This window comes from Novosphingobium kunmingense (genome assembly GCF_002813245.1).
Classification (GTDB): Bacteria; Pseudomonadota; Alphaproteobacteria; order Sphingomonadales; family Sphingomonadaceae; genus Novosphingobium; species Novosphingobium kunmingense.
Genome location: NZ_PHUF01000002.1, coordinates 1163994 through 1181716, shown reverse-complemented (window position 1 = coordinate 1181716; position 17723 = coordinate 1163994). Strand labels below are relative to the sequence as shown.

General features: G+C 69.3%; 17 protein-coding genes. 9 read left to right on the top strand and 8 right to left on the bottom strand.

What is annotated here, in order from left to right; genetic code table 11:
• Nucleotides 1-48 precede the first annotated feature (48 nt).
• A complete protein-coding gene (locus tag B0I00_RS05805) occupies nt 49-1461 on the bottom strand; it encodes a protein adenylyltransferase SelO family protein (protein ID WP_100866343.1) in 1413 nt (470 codons plus the stop codon).
• 64 nt (nt 1462-1525) lie between these two features.
• Here B0I00_RS05805 and B0I00_RS05800 point away from each other — a divergent pair, with 64 nt between their 5' ends.
• From B0I00_RS05800 to B0I00_RS05780, 5 genes are all read left to right on the top strand, one after another.
• Entirely contained in the window at nt 1526-2383 is an 858-nt protein-coding gene (locus tag B0I00_RS05800; protein WP_100866342.1) for an alpha/beta fold hydrolase, read from the top strand.
• Nucleotides 2380-3528, top strand: coding sequence for a glycosyltransferase (locus B0I00_RS05795; protein WP_100866341.1), 1149 nt, complete (start codon nt 2380-2382; stop codon nt 3526-3528). Before B0I00_RS05800 ends, B0I00_RS05795 begins: the two co-directional genes overlap by 4 nt.
• A 117-nt stretch (nt 3529-3645) precedes the next feature.
• On the top strand, nt 3646-4410 hold the full coding sequence (locus tag B0I00_RS05790; protein ID WP_100866340.1) for a tetratricopeptide repeat protein: 765 nt from the start codon (nt 3646-3648) through the stop codon (nt 4408-4410).
• A gap of 45 nt (nt 4411-4455) precedes the next feature.
• Nucleotides 4456-5799 carry an outer membrane protein assembly factor BamB family protein gene (locus B0I00_RS05785; RefSeq protein WP_198519143.1) on the top strand — a complete coding sequence of 448 codons (1344 nt, stop codon included), beginning with the start codon at nt 4456-4458 and terminating at the stop codon, nt 5797-5799.
• 45 nt (nt 5800-5844) lie between these two features.
• A complete protein-coding gene (locus tag B0I00_RS05780) occupies nt 5845-7215 on the top strand; it encodes a methyltransferase family protein (protein WP_100866338.1) in 1371 nt (456 codons plus the stop codon).
• Here the strand turns inward: B0I00_RS05780 and B0I00_RS05775 are convergent.
• Genes B0I00_RS05775 through B0I00_RS05765 form a run of 3 tightly spaced genes read right to left on the bottom strand, consistent with a single transcriptional unit; the run spans nt 7185 to nt 9655 of the window.
• The gene (locus tag B0I00_RS05775) at nt 7185-7487 is read right to left on the bottom strand and encodes a putative quinol monooxygenase (RefSeq protein ID WP_100866337.1); all 303 of its coding nucleotides are present in this window, start codon (nt 7485-7487) and stop codon (nt 7185-7187) included. The genes B0I00_RS05780 and B0I00_RS05775 overlap by 31 nt on opposite strands.
• On the bottom strand, nt 7487-8857 hold the full coding sequence (locus B0I00_RS05770) for a glutamate--cysteine ligase (RefSeq protein ID WP_100866336.1): 1371 nt from the start codon (nt 8855-8857) through the stop codon (nt 7487-7489). Before B0I00_RS05770 ends, B0I00_RS05775 begins: the two co-directional genes overlap by 1 nt.
• Nucleotides 8858-8911: 54 nt before the next feature.
• Nucleotides 8912-9655: a 16S rRNA (uracil(1498)-N(3))-methyltransferase gene (locus B0I00_RS05765; RefSeq protein ID WP_100866335.1), complete on the bottom strand. Its 744-nt coding sequence runs from the start codon at nt 9653-9655 to the stop codon at nt 8912-8914.
• Nucleotides 9656-9701: 46 nt separating this feature from the next.
• Between B0I00_RS05765 and ubiA the strand changes: the two genes are divergently transcribed.
• The 3 genes from ubiA to B0I00_RS05750 are packed head-to-tail and all read left to right on the top strand — an operon-like array spanning nt 9702 to nt 11750.
• Complete coding sequence (gene ubiA / locus B0I00_RS05760; RefSeq protein ID WP_100866334.1) at nt 9702-10604, top strand: 4-hydroxybenzoate octaprenyltransferase; 903 nt, start codon at nt 9702-9704, stop codon at nt 10602-10604.
• Entirely contained in the window at nt 10597-11115 is a 519-nt protein-coding gene (locus tag B0I00_RS05755) for a COG3650 family protein (RefSeq protein ID WP_157812476.1), read from the top strand. Before ubiA ends, B0I00_RS05755 begins: the two co-directional genes overlap by 8 nt.
• A 5-nt stretch (nt 11116-11120) precedes the next feature.
• Nucleotides 11121-11750 carry an SOS response-associated peptidase gene (locus B0I00_RS05750; RefSeq protein ID WP_100866332.1) on the top strand — a complete coding sequence of 210 codons (630 nt, stop codon included), beginning with the start codon at nt 11121-11123 and terminating at the stop codon, nt 11748-11750.
• On the opposite strand, the gene B0I00_RS05745 is transcribed toward B0I00_RS05750, so the two are convergent.
• Both B0I00_RS05745 and B0I00_RS05740 read right to left on the bottom strand, forming a co-directional pair.
• Complete coding sequence (locus B0I00_RS05745; RefSeq protein WP_100866331.1) at nt 11747-12571, bottom strand: arylamine N-acetyltransferase family protein; 825 nt, start codon at nt 12569-12571, stop codon at nt 11747-11749. The two genes, B0I00_RS05750 and B0I00_RS05745, sit on opposite strands and share 4 nt — an antisense overlap.
• On the bottom strand, nt 12564-12938 hold the full coding sequence (locus B0I00_RS05740; protein ID WP_100866330.1) for a VOC family protein: 375 nt from the start codon (nt 12936-12938) through the stop codon (nt 12564-12566). The genes B0I00_RS05745 and B0I00_RS05740 overlap by 8 nt, the downstream gene beginning before the upstream one ends.
• Before the next feature lie 109 nt (nt 12939-13047).
• Here B0I00_RS05740 and soxR point away from each other — a divergent pair, with 109 nt between their 5' ends.
• On the top strand, nt 13048-13488 hold the full coding sequence (gene soxR / locus B0I00_RS05735; protein WP_100866329.1) for a redox-sensitive transcriptional activator SoxR: 441 nt from the start codon (nt 13048-13050) through the stop codon (nt 13486-13488).
• 1 nt (nt 13489) lies between these two features.
• Here the strand turns inward: soxR and smc are convergent, their stop codons facing one another.
• A complete protein-coding gene (gene smc, locus B0I00_RS05730; protein ID WP_100866328.1) occupies nt 13490-16915 on the bottom strand; it encodes a chromosome segregation protein SMC in 3426 nt (1141 codons plus the stop codon).
• A gap of 30 nt (nt 16916-16945) precedes the next feature.
• Nucleotides 16946-17695 (bottom strand): thioredoxin domain-containing protein, encoded by a 750-nt coding sequence (locus B0I00_RS05725; protein WP_100866327.1) that lies wholly within the window; start codon nt 17693-17695, stop codon nt 16946-16948.
• Between the last annotated feature and the right edge of the window lie 28 nt (nt 17696-17723).

The window sequence follows — 17723 nt, the reverse complement described above, 5'->3', positions numbered from 1 at the left end:
GCGCCCATGTGGTCCTCTAGCCCGCGATAGGGCTGGGTCAAACCCTTCTCAAGGGCAGACCGCACCATTTTCGTCCAGCGGCAACGGCGGCGGCCCGAGCGCCGCGCCGAGCCGCCGGATCGCCGCGATGGCATCGTGGAAAGGTGTCCAGTCATCACGCTCGGCAATGGCGGACCACAGCGCCTCGACGCGGTCGATGACCAGCGTGGGCGGTTCCTGCTCGCTCCACAACGCGTCGTCGGCACCGGCCCGCTCGTGCGCGGAAATCGCTTCGGCAAGGGCCCCGTCGGCATGGCGGCCGAAGCGGTGGCGGTGGAAAAAGACGTCCGGGGATGTTGCGCTATCGGCCATCGCCCGTTCGGCCGCCGCGACCGCGGCACCGTCCGCCGCGAACCCGCGCGGTTCAAGCCCCAGCCTCCAGACGAACTGCCGCGCCAGCGCCTGCTGAAAGACCTCGCCGAAGCGGTTGAGCGCGAAGATCAGCGGCTCGGCTTCGGCCAGGGGGCGCAGCGCGACGGCAAGCTGCCCGCAGTTCCAGTGCAGGGTTTCGGGCTGTCGGCCGAAGGCGTAAAGGCCGCCGTGATCGAAATAGGCCGCAGTGAAGCTCGCATCCCATCGCGGCAGCCAGCGCCAGGGGCCATAGTCGAAGCTTTCACCCGACACGTTCATGTTGTCGGTATTGAGCACGCCATGGACGAAGCCCGCGACGGCCCACTGCGCGGCCAGGTTGGCGAGCCGCTCGACCACCTGGTGGAGCAGGATCACTGCCGGCTGGTCGCGGCCGGGTGCGTCCGCGGGCGGAGCCTTGCCCGGAAACTGCGCCAGGCAATAAGCGACGAGCTCTGCCGCGTGGTCGCTTTCGCCAAGGTAGGCGAGGCGCTGGAAGGTGCCGATCCGGATGTGGCCGTGGCTCAGCCGCACCATCACCGCCGCGCGCGTGGGCGAGGGTTCGTCCTGCCGGAACAGCTCCTCGCCGGTTTCAACCACGGTGAACGTCTTGCTGGTGTTGACGCCCAGCGCCTCGAGCATTTCGGTCGCCAGCACTTCGCGGACCGCACCCTTGAGGGTCAGCCGCCCGTCGCCCTGCCGGCTCCACGGGGTCTGTCCCGAACCCTTGGTGCCAAGGTCGAGCAGCCGGCCAGCCCCGTCGCGCAGCTGCGCGAACAGGAAGCCGCGGCCGTCGCCAAGCTCGGGGTTGTACACGCGGAACTGGTGGCCGTGATAGCGCAGCGCGAGCGGCTGCGGCAGGTTGCCCGGCAGCGCCTCGAACCGGCCGAAATGGCGGATGAAAGCCCCCTCGTCCCGGTCAGCGAGGCCGACGGCCGCAGCCCACCGGTCGTTGCAAAAGCGCAGCGTCGCCGCCGGGAATTCCGCTGCCGCCACGGGGTCGGCGAGCCAAGGGGCCAGGGCCGCGATCGGGGTGTCGGGAGAATAGGGGGCGGCTTGCGGTTCGGCGCGCATCAGGCAATAGTGGGGACGAAAGCCGGGTCGCACAACCCGTTCGCCCAAGGACTTATCCCCACCGATGACCGATTTCGCCGATCGCTTCTGGACCAGCCGCGATGGCCTGAAGCTGCATTACCGCGACTATGCCGGGCGGGGCGACCGGCCGCCTGTGCTGTGCCTGCCGGGGCTGACCCGCAACGCCCGCGATTTCGAGGATGTCGCGGTGCGGCTGGCCGGCGAATGGCGTGTGATCTGCGTCGACTTGAGGGGGCGCGGCGAAAGTGCCTATGCCAAGGATTCGGCCAGCTACAACCCGCTGCAATACGCCGACGACCTGAGGCAACTGTTCGTGCAGGAAGGGATCGCGCGGGCAGTGTTCTTCGGCACCTCTCTTGGCGGGCTGATCACGATGATCACTGCCCTTACCGCGCCGCAGGCGGTTGCGGGCGTGTTGCTCAACGATGTCGGGCCCGAGCTCAATCCCATCGGGATCGACCGGATCCGCACCTATGTCGGGCAGGGGCGCAGCTATCCCACCTGGATGCACGCGGCCCGCGCGCTCGAGGAAAGCCAGGGCGAAGCCTATCCCGACTATGCAGTGACCGACTGGCTGGCCATGGCCAAGCGCTGCATGGCCGTGGGCAGCAACGGACGGATCCATTTCGACTACGACATGAAGATCGCCGAGCCGCTGGCCGAACCGGCGCCCGAGCCGTCGGTCGACATGTGGCCCGCCATCGCCGCCCTGGCAGGGGTGCCTAGCTTGCTGCTGCGCGGCGCCAAGTCCGACGTCCTGTCGGCCGCGACTCACGAGAAGATGGGGGCGATGCTGCCGCTCTCCGAAGCGGTCACGGTGCCCGGCGTGGGCCACGCCCCGATGCTCGACGAACCTGAAGCCGTCGCCGCGATCGATCGTCTTCTCGCCCGCGTCGCATGAGTGCCAGGGCCGGGCGGCTGAAGCTGCTGCACCTTCATTCGAGCTTTGCCGCCGGCGGCAAGGAGCTGCGCGCGGCCAAGCTGATGAACGCCTTCGGGCGCGGGATCGATCACACCGTCGTCTCGGCCGAACCCGGCGCCCATGGGGCGGCGGCGGCCGTCGATACGGGAATCTCGGTCAGCTACCCGGACGATTTTCCCGCCTTGCAGGGGCGCCCGTTCCCGCGCCGCCTGCAAAAGCTGGCCCGCGCGATGCTCGGCCACGATCTGGTCCTGACCTACAACTGGGGGGCGATGGACGCGGTCCTTGCCCACACGCTGTTTGCCGAGGCGCTGGATCTGCCACCCCTGGTCCACCACGAGGACGGCTTCAACGAGGACGAGGCGCAGCGCCTGAAGCCTGCCCGCAACTGGTTCCGGCGCATCGCGCTGCACCGCGCGCAGGGCCTGGTGGTGCCCTCGCAGCGGCTGGAAGCGATCGCGCTGCGTGACTGGCGGCAGCCGCGCCGCATGGTCCACCGCGTGCCCAACGGGGTGCCGGTCTTCGCCTATGGCGGCAAGGTCCGCCCCGACGCACTGCCGCGGCTGACCAAGCGGCCGGGCGAGCTGTGGCTCGGCACCCTGGCGGGTCTGCGTCCGGTCAAGAACCTGCCGCGCTTGGTCAGGGCCTTTGCCGGCCTGCCCGAACCGTGGCAGCTCGTCATCCTGGGCGATGGTCCCGAACGCGCCGCGATCCGCGCCGAGGCGGAGCGGCTGGGGGTGATGCACCGGGTCCACCTGCCCGGCTTTGTCCCCGATCCGGCCAAGGCGGTCGGTCTGTTCGACGTGTTCGCCCTTTCCTCCGATAGCGAACAGTTTCCCATTTCCGTTGTCGAGGCGATGGCAGCAGGCCTTGCCGTCGCTGCGCCCGATGTCGGCGATGTCGCGGCCATGCTGTCGGCCGAGAACGCGCCCTATATCGCCCCGCCCGGGGACGAGGCGGCGCTGGCGCACGCCATCGCCCGACTGGCCGCGGATCCCGCCGCGCGCGCCGCGGTCGGCACGGCCAACCGCGCCCGGGCCGAAGCCGAATACGACGAGGCTGCAATGGTCGCGGCCTATGCCCGGATCTACGCCGGTGCCTTGGGACGCACGCAGTTTCCCTGAGCGCGCTGCCGTTCACATGTGCTTCAGCGGGGGAAACGCACAGACAGGCGTTGAAAAGGCCCGCCCATCCGCTAAACACCCGCCAAAGCGTCAACCAGCCAGTGAAGGCCCGTAATCTTGGCCCTGCCTCCCGACAGTTCGAACACCAGCCCCGTAGCCCAGCGTCTTGCCGCCCAACAGGACGGCTTCCTGCGCGAAGTCGACGAGGCGCTGCGCGAAGACCAGATGGTCGGCGCGATGAAGCGCTATGGCATGCTGGTCGGTATCGGCCTTGCCGTCGTGCTGGTGGGCCTGGCGGGCTATCTCTACTGGGACCACAGCCAGAAGCAGGCCGCCTCGGAACGCAGCGAAAAGACCGTCCTGGCGCTGGAAAAAGCCGCCGCCAGCCCCGCTGCGGCGACCGGCGCGATTGCCGAATTGGACGCTTTGGCCAAGGACGGCAGCGACGCCAGCAAGGCCGTCGCCGCGTTGAGCGCCGCCGCGCTTCGCCAGCAGTCGGGCAAGACCGAGGATGCGGCCAGGGCCTTCGCCGCGATCGCCGCCGATGGCAGTGTTCCGCAGGCCTATCGCGACCTTGCCCTGCTGCGCGAAGTGGCCGCCCGCTATGACAGCTTGCCCCCGCAGCAGGTGATCGACCGGCTGAAGCCGCTTGCCGTGCCAGGCAACCCGTGGTTCGGCAGCGCCGGCGAGATGACCGGCCTTGCCATGCTCAAGGCGAACAGGCCCGACCAGGCCGGCCCGCTGTTCGCCGCCATCGCCAAGGACACCGGCGTGCCGCAGTCGCTGCGCGCTCGCGCGCGCCTGATCGCCGGCCAGCTCGGCTTCGAAGCGGGCGATGCTCCGGCACTGTCGCCGTCCGGCGCCGCGCCTGCCAACCCGTAACACCGGCCCGCCGGGCTGACCCGAATGCCAAGGATAGAACTGCCGATGCCCTCGATCTCGATCTTCCGAAAAGGTGCCGCTCCGCTCGCCCTTGTGCTGGCCCTCGGCTTGTCCGGCTGCGGCGTGTTCGGCGGCAAGGGCAAGCCCTCGACGCCCACCGTGGGGGACCGCGTGGCGATCCTCAGCCGCGTCGAATCCGGCGCCAAGGTCGATCCGGCTCTGGACGGCGTTGCCGTGGTCCTGCCGCCTGCCGCGGTCAACGCCGACTGGCCCCAGGCCGGCGGCAACGCCGGCAAGAGCTATGGCAACCTGGCCCTGTCGGCCACCCCGGCGCAAATCTGGACCGGGGCGATCGCCGGTTCAGGCAAGAAGCAGCGCCTTGCCGCATCCCCCGTGGTCGGCGGCGGCCAGCTCTTCGCCATGGGCACCGACGGCGTGGTCACGGCTTTCGACGCGGGCACCGGCGCGCGCCGCTGGAGCCAGAGCTTCTCGGTCAAGGGCGATGCGGCGAGCAGCGTCTATGGCGGCGGCGCGTCCTACAACGACGGCAAGGTCTATGTGACGACCGGTGTCGGCGAAGTGGCCGCGCTCGATGCAAGCGACGGCAAGCAGTTGTGGAAGGTCAAGCCAGCGGGTCCGCTACGCGGATCGCCGACGATCGCCTTCGGCTCGGTCTACGTTATGACGATGGACAACCAGATCGTCAGCCTCAATGCCGCCGACGGCACGCTGCAGTGGAACGAAACCGGCGCCAGCGGGCAGACCGGGGTGTTCGGCGTGGCGGCTCCGGCGGCCGGGCAGGGCACGGTGATCACCGGTTATTCGACCGGCGAACTGGTCGCCTATCGCTACGAGAACGGCCGGCAGCTGTGGGCCGATGCCCTCGCGCGCACCTCGCTGTCGACTTCGGTCGGGGTGCTGACCGACATCGACGCCGATCCGATCATCGACCGCGGCCGCGTCTTCGCGCTGGGCCAGGGCGGGCGCATGGCGGCCTATGAGCTCGTCTCGGGCCAGCGCATCTGGGAACTCAACCTCGCGGGCATTTCCACCCCGGCGGTCGCCGGCGACTGGATCTTCACCCTGACCGACGATGCCAAGCTGCTTTGCATCGCGCGCAGCAACGGCAAGGTGCGCTGGGTGCAGCAGCTGACCCGTTTCGGTAACGAGGAAAAGAAATCCGATCCGGTGTTCTGGACCGGACCGGTGCTGGCCGGCGACCGCCTGTGGTTCGCCAACAGCAACGGGGAGATCTATTCCGCCGGCGTGGCCGACGGGGCGCCGCAGCTGGTGACGCGCACCAAGGCGGCCGTGTCGCTCTCGCCGGTCGTGGCGAACAGCACGCTCTACGTGCTCGACGACGACGGCACGATCACCGCGCTCAGGTGATCAGCGTTACCCCCGCCTTAACCCTTCGCGGCTAAGGCGGGCGGGATGACCACGCGCCCCGCTCCCTCCGGTCCGCGCCCGAGCAGCGATGTTTCGGCGGCGATTGGCCTGACCGGCGTGGCGGGCCTCGCGGTGTGGGTCTGCGTCTGCCATTTCTGGCCAGAGATCGCCGACGCGCTGAACGCGCCCGGCCCGCGCGCACGGTTGGTCGGACCCTACGCTGCCCTGCTGGGCCTGGTCATCACCGCGCTGCCGATGGTGTTGTGGTCGGTGCTGATCGACAAGGTCCATCTCCGCCCGTCGACCGGGATCGACTGGTCGCTGCGCCGGCCGATCGCGGCAATATTCGACATCTCGGTGACGAAGCTGGCCGGGCTGTGGGCCACATGGGCCCTGATTGCGGCGCTCTATTGCCTGTGCCGCTGGTACTGGTCCTCACCCTACCTGATCGCGATGGAAGTGCTCTCGGCGCTGGCCCTTCCGCTGTTCGTGCTGTCGATTCCCTATGTCTTCTGGCTCGACCGCCGCCTGGTCGAATCGCGCGACGCCTGCTGGCACTTCGGCGCGGTGCTGATCGGGCGCGAGGCGGCAGACCGCAGTCAGGTCTGGATCCACCTGCGTGCCTGGGCGGTGAAGGGCTTTTTCACCGCCTTCATGATCTCGATCGTGCCTGGCGGGTTCACCAACCTCGTCGCGCCCGACTGGAGCGTCATGGCAGCCTCGCCTGCGGGCCTTGCCGCGATCCTGGTCACCTTGATGTTCGTGCTCGACGAACAGGTCGGCACGGTCGGCTACGTCTTGACGATGAAGCCGCTCGACGCGCAGATCCGGTCGGCCAACCCTTATGTTGCGGGGTGGCTCGCCGCGCTGCTGTGCTACCCTCCGTTCCAGATCATGGGGGCGGGGCGGCCGATCTTCTACACCGCCGGCACCGATGGCGACGATAACTGGGCCCGCGTTCTGGGCGGTTTCGAAGCGCTGCAGTGGGGCTGGGCGGGACTGCTGGTGGTGCTGACCGCCATCTACGCCTGGGCGACGGTGGCCTTCGGCATACGCTTTTCCAACCTGACCTATCGGGGCGTGCTGACCAACGGGCCCTACGCCTTCACCCGCCATCCGGCCTACCTGTCGAAGAACCTGTTTTGGTGGTGCGCGGTGCTGCCGATGTTCGTGACGACCGGATCGTTCACCGACATGGTGCGCAACACCTTCTTCCTTGGCGTGGTCAGCGCGATCTATTTCTGGCGGGCGCGGACCGAGGAGAAGCACCTGCTCGCCGAGGATCCCAAATATGTCGCCTACTGGCACTGGATGGAGGCGAACGGCCTGATCACCGCGCCGCTGGCGCGCTTGGGCCGGGCGCTTAACGCGAGGCGCCCGGGGGTTCAGAGCGCTTCGGCGGCGCCCAGTTCGTAAGCGGTGACCTGGCGACCCGTGAGGCCGAGGGCGGCCCGCTCTTCCTGCCAGCGGGCCATGTGCGGCGCGGCGAAGTGCGCGGCGAGGTGGGCGCGGCTTTCCCACAGTTCGCTCACGCGGATCAGGCCGGGGTCGAGCACGTCCTCGGCATAGCTGTAGGCGAGGCACCCCGCTTCGCCGAGCGTCGCCGTAACCACGCGCTCCATCGCGCCGCGCGCCTCGGTGAGCCGCTCGGGTGGAAGCCGGAACTGGCCGATCACCGCAACCGGCATCAGAAGCTCATCTCGTAGACGCGCGAAATGTCGCCGCCCCATTCGCCGTGGAACTTGTCGAGCAGGACCTGCGCCGGGACCTTGCCCGACCGGACGATCTCGTCGAGCGGATTGAGGAAGCCCGCTTCGGTTTCGCCCATCGAATTGAGGCGGCTGCGCGAATTGAGACCGGCGCGGCTGATCGCCAGCACTTCTGCGGCGATATCCTTGAGCGTGCCGCCGCCCGGCACCGGTGCGTCGAGACCCAGCTTGGGCACGGCAGCACGCAGCGCCTCGCGCCCTTCCATGTCCCAGCCCTTGACCAGGTCCCACGCCGCGTCGAGCGCCGTCTGGTCGTAGAGCAGGCCGACCCAGAACGCGGGCAGGGCGCAGATCTTGTTCCACGGGCCGCCGTCGGCGCCGCGCATTTCGAGAAACGACTTCAGCCGCACTTCAGGGAACGCGGTCGACAGATGGTCGGTCCAGTCGCTCATCCGTGGCCGCTCGCCCGGCAGGACCGAGAGCTTGCCGTCGAGGAAATCGCGGAACGACAGCCCCGCCGCATCGATGTACTTGCCGTCGCGGAAGACGAAATACATCGGCACGTCGAGCATGTATTCGACGTAGCGGTCATAGCCGAAGCCGTCCTCGAAGACGAAGCCGATCATGCCGGTGCGGTGCGGATCGGTGTCGGTCCAGATATGGCTGCGGTACGACAGGAAGCCGTTGGGCTTGCCCTCGGTGAAGGGCGAATTGGCGAACAGCGCGGTGGCCAGCGGCTGCAGAGCCAGGCTTGTGCGGAACTTCTGCACCATGTCCGCCTCGCTCGCATAGTCGAGGTTGACCTGGATGGTGCAGGTGCGCAGCATCATGTCGAGGCCGAGGTTGCCGACGCGCGGCATGTGCCGCAGCATGATCTCGTAGCGACCCTTGGGCATGATCGGCAGCTCGGCCCGGGTCTTGTCGGGCCACATGCCAAGGCCGAGGAAGCCCTTGCCGGTCCGCGCCCCGATCGCCTTGACCTGGTCGAGGTGGCGGCCGGTTTCGGCGCAGGTCTGGTGGATCGTCTCGAGCGGTGCGCCGGACAGTTCGAGCTGCCCCGCCGGTTCAAGGCTGACCGCGCCGTCGCTGCCGCTCAGCGCGATGATGTTGCCGCCTTCGATGACCGGTTCCCAGCCATAGGCTTCGAGCGCCACGAGGAGGTCGCGAATGCCGCCTTTCTCGTCATAGCTGGGGGCGTGATGATCGCCGGTGCAATAGACCAGCTTTTCGTGCTCGGTTCCGATCCGCCAGCGGTCGCGCGGCTTTTCCCCCTTGATCATCGGTGCGGCAAGCTGCTCGCGGTTTTCGATGATCGGATCGTTTCGATCTGAAACCTGTCTCGTGCTCATGGCGCCGCAGTTAGTGCTTTGATCGCACCGGCGCTAGCGAAATTGTGTGACAGTTCACCAATCGCCGGCCGTCCCCATCCACAGCGCGGTGGCGGCAATCGCGGCGGTTTCGCCGCGCAGGATACGCGGTCCGAGCGCGATGGCACGGGCCTGAGGCAGGGCGCGTATCGCGGCGCGCTCCGCCTCGTCGAAGCCGCCTTCGGGGCCGGTCAGGAGGGCGGCGGGGCCAGAAAAGGCGGCAAACTGGGCCGCGGCGGCTTCGCCCCCGGCCTCGTCGGCGAAGAACAGGGTGCGGGTGTCGGGCCAGGCCTTGAGCAAGGCGTCGAGCTTGACGGGCGTGTGCACCGCGGGCAGCGCGGTGCGGGCGCACTGTTCGGCCGCCTCGACCAGGATCGCGCGGGCCCGATCGAGGTTGAGCTTGTCCGCCACGCAGCGCCGGGTCAGCACCGGCTGGATCGCCGCGACGCCCAGTTCGCAGGCTTTTTCAAGCACCAGGTCGAACCGGTCCTTCTTGAGCAGTGCGGCGCAGAGTGTGAAATCGGGCACCGCTTCGCGAGGGCGCAAGCGCGTCTCGACCGTCAGCATTACGTCGCGCTTGCCGGCGCCGGCCACGCGGGCGGCCCATTCCCCGGTGATGTCGTCGCACAGCACCACCGCATCGCCTTCGCTCACCCGCATCACCCGGCCCAGGTAATGCGCCTGCGGGCCCTCGAGCGCCAGGGTCGCGCCTTGGGCCAGCGGCCCGTCTACGAACAGGCGCGGAGCGGACTTCGGCGGCCAGGCGGGGGTAGCGGGCATCTCTGCAGGCTCTAGCGCATTTGCCCCGATTGGCTAGAGCACGCACATGTCCGCTGAAATTGTCCCTGACAGCCAGCACCGCGGCATGGTGGCCGCCATGCCGCAGCCGTGGCGCGATTATGCGCAGCTGGCCCGGTTCGACCGACCGATCGGCTGGTGGCTGCTCTATTGGCCTTGTGCCTGGGGGCTTCTGCTTGCGGGCGGGCAGGGGCGCTGGGACCTGCTGGCATGGCTGCTGATTGGCTCGGTCGCGATGCGCGGCGCGGGCTGCGTCTACAACGACATCGTCGATGCCGATATCGATGGCAGGGTCGCGCGCACCGCGCTGCGTCCGGTAGCCAGCGGCCGGGTGAGTCCGCGCTCTGCCTGGGCCTGGCTGGTCGCGCTGTGCCTGGTCGGGCTTGTCGTACTGCTGCAGCTGCGCTGGCAGGCGCAGGTCGTGGCGCTGGGCAGCCTGGCGCTGGTCGCCGCCTATCCCTTCATGAAGCGGATAACCGCCTTCCCGCAGGCCTGGCTCGGGCTGGTCTTCACCTGGGGCGTTCCGGTCGGCTGGACGGCGCTGCGCGGCGACGGGCTGGCGGTGATGCTGGCACTTTACGTCGGCGCCTGGGCGTGGTGCGTCGGCTACGACACGATCTACGCCTGCCAGGACCGCGAGGACGACGCACTGGTCGGCGTCGGATCCTCCGCGCTGACGCTCGGCCGACACGTCAGGGGCGGAGTCGCTGCGTTCTATGCCGGGGCTATCGCGCTGTGGGGGCTTGCGTTCTGGCTGCTGCGGCCCGATTGGCTGGTCCTGCTTGCGCTCGCACCTGCAGCATTGCATCTTGGGTGGCAGGCCCTGACCTTGGAACCCGACGATGCCGACAACGCCCTTGCCCGATTCCGCTCCAACCGCACCGCCGGCTTGCTCGTCGCGCTCGCGTGCTGGGTGGTCGGCAATGCATAGGGGGGTGGCGGCGCTGGCCGCCGTGGCTGTCGCCGGCTGCACGCCTCCTGCAACGAATGACAAGGGCGCGCCGACGTCTGCTGCCCCGGATGCTTCGCCAGGCGCGGCGACGCCGACGCCCACTCCCACGGCAACGCCCAGGCCGGCGCCAACCCCGACACCCAGGCCGACGCCAACTCCTCTGGCCACGCCCACACCCACACCTTCACCTGAAGCGGAAAAGGGCCTCCAGGCGCTCGGGACCGAGCCGTTCTGGTCGGTCGAGATCAGCCCCAAATGGGTGCTCAAGTATGTCACGCCCGACATGCTCAACGGCGTGGTCGTGCCCTCTCTGGAACGGCGCGAGGGCGACATCATTCGCTATGTCGCGCGCTTCAACGGCAAGCCGTTCACGCTGACCTTCACCCCGGCCAAGTGCAGCGACGGGATGAGCGACGTGGTCTATCCCTATGACGTCGTCTTCGTTCACAGCGGACGGACCGACAAAGGTTGCGGCCGCCCGCGGAAATAGCGCCGATGTGCAATCTTTACCGCATGACCAAGGGCACGCAGGAAGTGGCCAAGTTGTTCGCGGTGGAGGCCGATGACCGGGCCAACTTTGCAAGCGAGGTCTATCCCGGTTATCCCGGGCTGGTCGTTGCCGAAGGCCGCGCCAGGGCCATGGCCTGGGGCTTTCCCCTGGTGCTCAAGGGCCGGCGGGGACAACCGCTCAAGCCCAAGCCGGTGACCAACGCCCGCGACGACAAGCTCGCCACCGCGTTCTGGCGCGACAGCTTCGCCCGCCGCCGCTGCTTGGTGCCGGTCAGCCAGTGGGCCGAACCGCGCGGGCCGACCGGACGGATGACGCGCAGCTGGTATGCCTTGCCCGACCGCGAGGTGATCGCGGTGGCAGGGCTGTGGCGCCACACGCCCGAATGGGGCGATTGCTATACTTTGGTCATGGCCGACGCATCGCCGTGGATGGCCGATGTGCATGACCGCATGCCGGTGATCCTCGATCCCGAAGAATGGCACTGCTGGACCCACGGCAGCCCGGACGAGGCCATGGCGCTGGTGCGGACCTGGCCGGAGCCGCTGCTGGCCGAACACACACGCGACCGCTGGGTCGACGGCAAGCCGATGGGCGACCAGGGCGCGCTGTTCTAGGTGAACAGCGCCGCGTGGCGTTCCTCGATCTTCGGCCACAGGTGCGCGGCCTCGGGCACGTCGAGGCCGAAATGATCGCGCAGGGTGGCAACCAGTGCGGCATCGGACGGTATTTCGTGCGTGGCGATCCCCGCCGCGGTCGTTTCGGTCAGCACCTTGCCCCGCAGCATCGCGTGGCCTTCGGGCCGCCGCTGCTGGACGGCCAGGTTCTGGACGAAGATCGACTGCTCGTCGCTCGCCTGCCAGGCGCACAGGTCCTGCAGGCGTTGCTCGTCCGCCGGCGCGTCGCGAAAATCGAACGACAGCGGCATCGGCCCGCCAATGATGGCGAGCCGCCAGTATCCGTCTTCGGTTCGCTGCAGTTCGCCGCTGAGCGGCGCTGCCGTCCATGGGCCTTCGGCGAGCGGCAGCGGCTCGATCTGGGTCGATCCGAAACCGACGTCGCAGAGCCACGGATCGCCATCGACCACCACTTTCAGCGCGAGGTGATTGCCGACGAACTGCTCGCCCGCCATTTCGCGCATGACGCCGCCAGCCAGGCGGGTGACCGCGAAACCCAGCGTTTCGAGCACGCGCCCGAACAGTCCGTTCTGCTCATAGCACCAGCCGCCGCGCCGCCGCTCGACCAGCTTGGCGAAGATCGCATCGGGATCCATCGACGGTTCGCCGCCGAACTGGACCTCGAGGTTCTCGAACGGGATCGCCAGAACGTGCGCACGGTGCAGCGCGCGCAGCGTCGACAGATCGGCGCCCAGCGGGCCGTCGTGCCCGATGCGTTGCAGGTAGGCGTCCAGCATGGCCGGAGAAAGCGCTTCAGACATAGCTCACCATCTCGAATTCGATCCCGTCCCAGTCGAAAAAGTAGAATCGGCGGCCCGGTTCATAGTCGGCGTGGTTGAACGGCACCAGCCCGGCCGCGACCACGACCTGTTCGGCCGCGTCGAGATCGTCGACCACCAGTCCGACGTGGTTTAGCGGCGCGCCCTTGCGGTGGCGTTCGACCGGCCCGTCGTCGCGGGTGTAGACCGCAATGTAATCATGGTCGTTGCCGACATGGATCGTCCAGCCGCCCAGCTGCGACGGGCCGCGCCAGCGTTCGTGCCAGCCGCATAGCTTCTGCAGCAGGGCCGACGACCGCTCCGGATCGCTGACGGTGATGTTGGCGTGTTCGAGAAAACCGCTCGGCATGGCGTTCGTCCTTTTTCTGATTCGTTTCGTCGCAACGGCGAATCGCTGCGCTTGCCCTTTGTGCAACCTCAAGCTAACTTGAGATCAAGGGAAATCGGGGGTTGGGGTCATGGACAAGAACGATTTGCTGCCCATTGGCGATCTGGCGCGGCGCACCGGCCTCGCGGTTTCGGCGATCCGCTTCTACGAGGACAAGGGCCTGATCGCCGCCTACCGGACGATGGGCAACCAGCGCCGTTTCCTGCGCAGCGACATCCGCCGTCTGTCGTTCATCCTGATCGCGCAGAAGCTGGGGCTGGGCCTTGCCGAGATCGAGGAGCAGCTATCCACCCTGCCGCGCGGCCGCACCCCGACGCAAAGCGACTGGCAGCGCATCAGCCGCCAGATGCGCGCCCAGATCGACCAGAAGATCGCGCTGCTCACCCTGACCCGCCGCAAGCTCGACGAATGCATCGGCTGCGGCTGCCTCAGCCTGCAGCGCTGCCAGCTCTACAACCGCGACGACCGCGCCGGAACCAAGGGCACCGGCCCGCGCTTCGTGCTGGATTAGATCATTCCGCCGCGAGCAGTTCCTCGGCCGCTTCGAGATCGACGCTGACCAGGCGGCTGACGCCGCGTTCGACCATGGTCACGCCGAACAGCCGGTGCATCCGGCTCATCGTCACGGCGTTGTGGGTGACGATCAGGTAGCGGGTATCGGTTTCCTGGGTCATCGCGTCGAGCAAGTCGCAGAAGCGTTCGATATTGGCGTCGTCGAGCGGCGCGTCGACTTCGTCGAGAACGCAGATCGGCGCAGGATTGGTCAGGAACAGCGCGAAGATCAGCGCGACGGCGGTCAGCGCCTGTTCGCCGCCCGAAAGCAGCGTGAGCGACTGCAGCCGCTTGCCCGGTGGCTGGGCGTAGATCTCGAGCCCGGCTTCGAGCGGATCGTCGCTGTCGACCAGCGCGAGATGCGCCTGGCCACCTTCGAACAGGCGGGTGAATAGGCGGCGGAAATGCTGGTCGACCGCCTCGAAGGCGGCGCGCAGGCGTTCGCGCCCTTCACGGTTGAGGTTGCCGATCGACCCGCGCAGGCGGTGCACCGCTTCGGTCAGTTCGGCCTGCTCGGCAATCGAGGCGCAGTGGCGTTCCTCGGCCGCGGCCAATTCGTCTGCCGCGACGAGGTTGACCGGGCCGAGCCGCTCGCGGTCGGCGACCAGCTTGTCGTGTTCGGCGCTTTCCTCGCCCGCCGGGCCCACCCCGGTGCTGTCGAAGGCGAAGCGTTCGGGCAGCAGCGGGGGCGGGCACTGAAAGCGCTCGCCCGAGATCCCGGCCATTTCCTGTCGGCGGGCCTCCTCGTTCTCGGCGCGGGCGGCGGCCCCGGCGCGGGCCTCGCGAGCAGAGGCGAGCGCTTCGTTGGCCTGGGCGAACTGGGCTTCGATCCGCCGCGCGGCTTCGCCCGCTTCGCCGACCCTGGTTTCGGCGGCGGCAAGCTCGGCGGCGATGCGGGCGCGGACCGTGTCGCCCTCTTCGATCTCGCGCATCAGGCCGGCGGGCTTGGCGGCGATCACCGCGCGCTCTTCCTCCAGCTCCTCGAACCGCCGCGCCATCTGCGCCAGCCGCGTCGCCGCATCGCCGGCGCGCGCGGCCCACGACTTGATGTCGGCGCGCTGGGTGGAGAGCCGCTCGCGCGCAACGGCCAGCGCCTGGTCGTGCGCGGCGAGCGCGGCGGTTGCCGCCTGCAGCCCCTGCCGCGCGCCGTCATGCCGCGCGCGCGCCGCGGCAAGGGCGGTGCGTCCGCTTTCCGGATCGGGCAGGCCGTTCAACCGGCCTTCCGCGGTCGTGCGTTCGGCTTCGGCAATCGCAAGCTGTTCGGCCAGATCGCTGGCGGCGGCGGCGAGCTCGGCGCGGCGGGCCTCGAGGCGGGCCTTGGCCGCCTCGGCCTGGTCGACGCTGCGCAGCGCCGCGCGTTCGGCCTCGCTCGCTTGGGCGACGGCCCGTTCGCGGGCGATCAGGTCGGCCTGGAGGGCGGACAATTCGGCCTGCACTGTCGTTGCGGTGCTGTCGGCTTCGGAAACAGCGGTGCGCAGACCCGGCAGTTCGCTTTCCAGCACGGCCAGCCGGTTTTCCGCTTCGAGCCGCGCCGCTTCGGCGGCCCCTTCGCCGCGCGCGACGAAACCGTCCCAACGGCGAATCCGGCCGCCCTTGGTGACCAGCCATTCCCCCGGGGCAAGGGTGCGCCCGTCATCCTGATCGGCAACGTGGACCAGCGCCAGACGCGCGGCCAGTTCGGGCGGGCACTGTGTGAGATGCGCAGCGAGGCTGTCCGCGACCGCCTCGGGCGGGGCAGCGCCGGTCCAGAAGCGCCCGTCTTCGTCTGCCGGAGCCGCCGCGATCGGGGCCTTTGCATCGCGGCCGAGCACGGCGGCGAGCGCGCGTTCGTATCCCGGGGCGGCGCGCACCTGGTCGAGCGCGGCCGGGCCGTGCTTGCCCGCGCCTTGCCGTGCCCGCGCCTGGCGATCGCGGTCGAGCGCCTGCCATTCGCGCTCGATCCCGGCGAGATCGGCCCTGGCGGCCGCGAGCGCAGAGCCGGCGGCGTCGCGCGCGGCCTGCAGTTCGGCCTTGCGCGCCTGACCATCGACGAGGGCCGCGTGCGCGCCAGCAAGGCCTTCGGCCGCCTCGGCGCGCGCCGCTTCGGCCTGGGCGAGCGCGGCGTCCGGATCGCCTTCGCGGGCAAGGGCGTCGCGCAGGTCCTGCTGGCGGCGGGCCTCGCCCTCGATCCGGGCGAGCCGCTGGCGGGCGGCGGTCAGTTCGGCTTCGGCAACGCGCCATTCGGCCTCGACCCCGGCCTGCTCGGCCGTGGCGTTGGCCAGCGCCAGTTCGGCGCCGCGCAGGTTGCGGTCGGCATCGTCGAGCGCTGCGGCGGCAAGCGGGCGGCGCTTTTCGTCAAGCTCCAGCGCTTGCTCGCCCTGCGCCAGCTCGCGCTCGATCCGGCCCTGCGCTTCGGCGGCATCGCGAGTCATGCGGTCGGCATCGCCGCGGTCCTCGTCGAGCCGCTGGCGCTGCCGGTCGAGGTCCTTGAGCCGCTGCTCGACCGCTTCGAGCTGGCTGGTTAGCTGGGCCATGCGGTGGCCGTGGGCGGTGGCGTCGTCGCGCCGGTCGGCCAACTCGTCACGCGCCTCGGCCAAGGCCTCTGCGCTGGCGGCCTGGGCGTCCTGCGCCGCCTTCATCGCGCCTTGCGCGGCAGCGACGCGGGTCTCGGCGGCCTGAGCCTCACCGCGCGCGGCCTCGGCGGCGGCGGCGGCGTCGCGCCAGCGGGCGAAGACGAGGCGCGCCTCTGCCACGCGGATCCGGTCGGACAGCGCCTTGTAGCGTTCGGCGGCGCGGGCCTGACGGCGCAGGGTGCCGATCTGCGCGTCCAGCTGGCCCATGATATCCTCGAGCCGGGCGAGGTTCGCCTCGGTCGCGCGCAGCTTCTGCTCGGCGTCCTTGCGGCGCACGTGCAGCCCGGCGATCCCTGCCGCCTCTTCCAGCATCATGCGCCGTTCGGCGGGTTTGGCGGCGATCACCGCGGCGATCTTGCCCTGGCTGACCAGAGCCGGAGAGTGCGCCCCGGTGGCCGCATCGGCGAAGACCAGCGCCACGTCCTTGGCGCGCACATCGCGGCCGTTGACGCGGTAGGCGCTGCCTGCGCCACGCTCGATCCGGCGCACGACTTCAAGTTCGCTGTCGTTGTCGCCGGCATCGGCGAGCAGCACCACTTCGGCAAAGGCGCGCGGCGGGCGCTGTGTGGTCCCGGCGAAGATCACGTCTTCCATGCCGCCGCTGCGCATCGACTTGGGGCTCGATTCGCCCATGACCCAGCGGATCGCCTCGAGCAGGTTGGATTTTCCGCAGCCGTTGGGGCCGACCACCCCGGTCAGGCCGGGTTCGATGCGCAGTTCCGCCGGCTCGACGAAGCTCTTGAACCCGGAGAGCTTGAGCCGCTTGATGCGCATCGTCTGCCCGGTCCCCCTGCCGCTCTGCCCCTAGCGGGCCCCGGCCTGCTCGAGCAGCGGCTTGACCGCGTCCCAGGTGTTCACCTCCAGCTTTTCGCCGTTGAGGAGGAAGGTGGGCGTGCCGGTGACGCCGAGCTGGTCGGCCTGCTTGCTGATCTGCGCGGCCAGCGCCTCGGCCTTGGCGGTGTCGGCCAGGCAGGCGTTGCCTTGCGCCGCGGGAATGCCGCGCGCCGCGGCGAACTGGGTCAGCCCAGTCAGAGCGCCGATCGCCGGGCCGCGCCTGGCCGGTTCCTGACCGAAGGCGGCGTCCTGCGCCGGCTTGCCGGCGGACTGGGCCTTGTCGTAGAAGGACTTCTGGTTGGCCAGGATCGCGTCGGTCAGGGCGAAGAAGCCTTCGGGCGGACCGCAGCGGGTCAGCATCACCCCGGTCAGGTCGATCGCGTCGCGGATATAGTTGCGGAATTCAAAGCTGACGCGTCCGCTGCTGACGAAGGGATCGCGCAGCTCGGCGGCGGATTTCTCGGCAAATTCGGCGCAGTGCGGGCAGGTCAGCGAGCCATATTCGACCAGCTTGATCGGCGCATCCGGGTTACCCATCCTATAGCCGCCTTCGGGCGTCACGCTGACCACATCGGCCCAGGCCTTGCCCGCCGGCGGGGCGACCTTGGCCAAGGAAGGCCCGGCGGCAGGCGCGCCATCGGCGCCGCCCTTGTCGCAGGCGGCAAGGGCAAGCGGAGCGATCAGGACGAGGCCAAGACGGCGGAGAAACACGGCGGTCATGACCACAGGCTACCCCACGCGCGGCGCG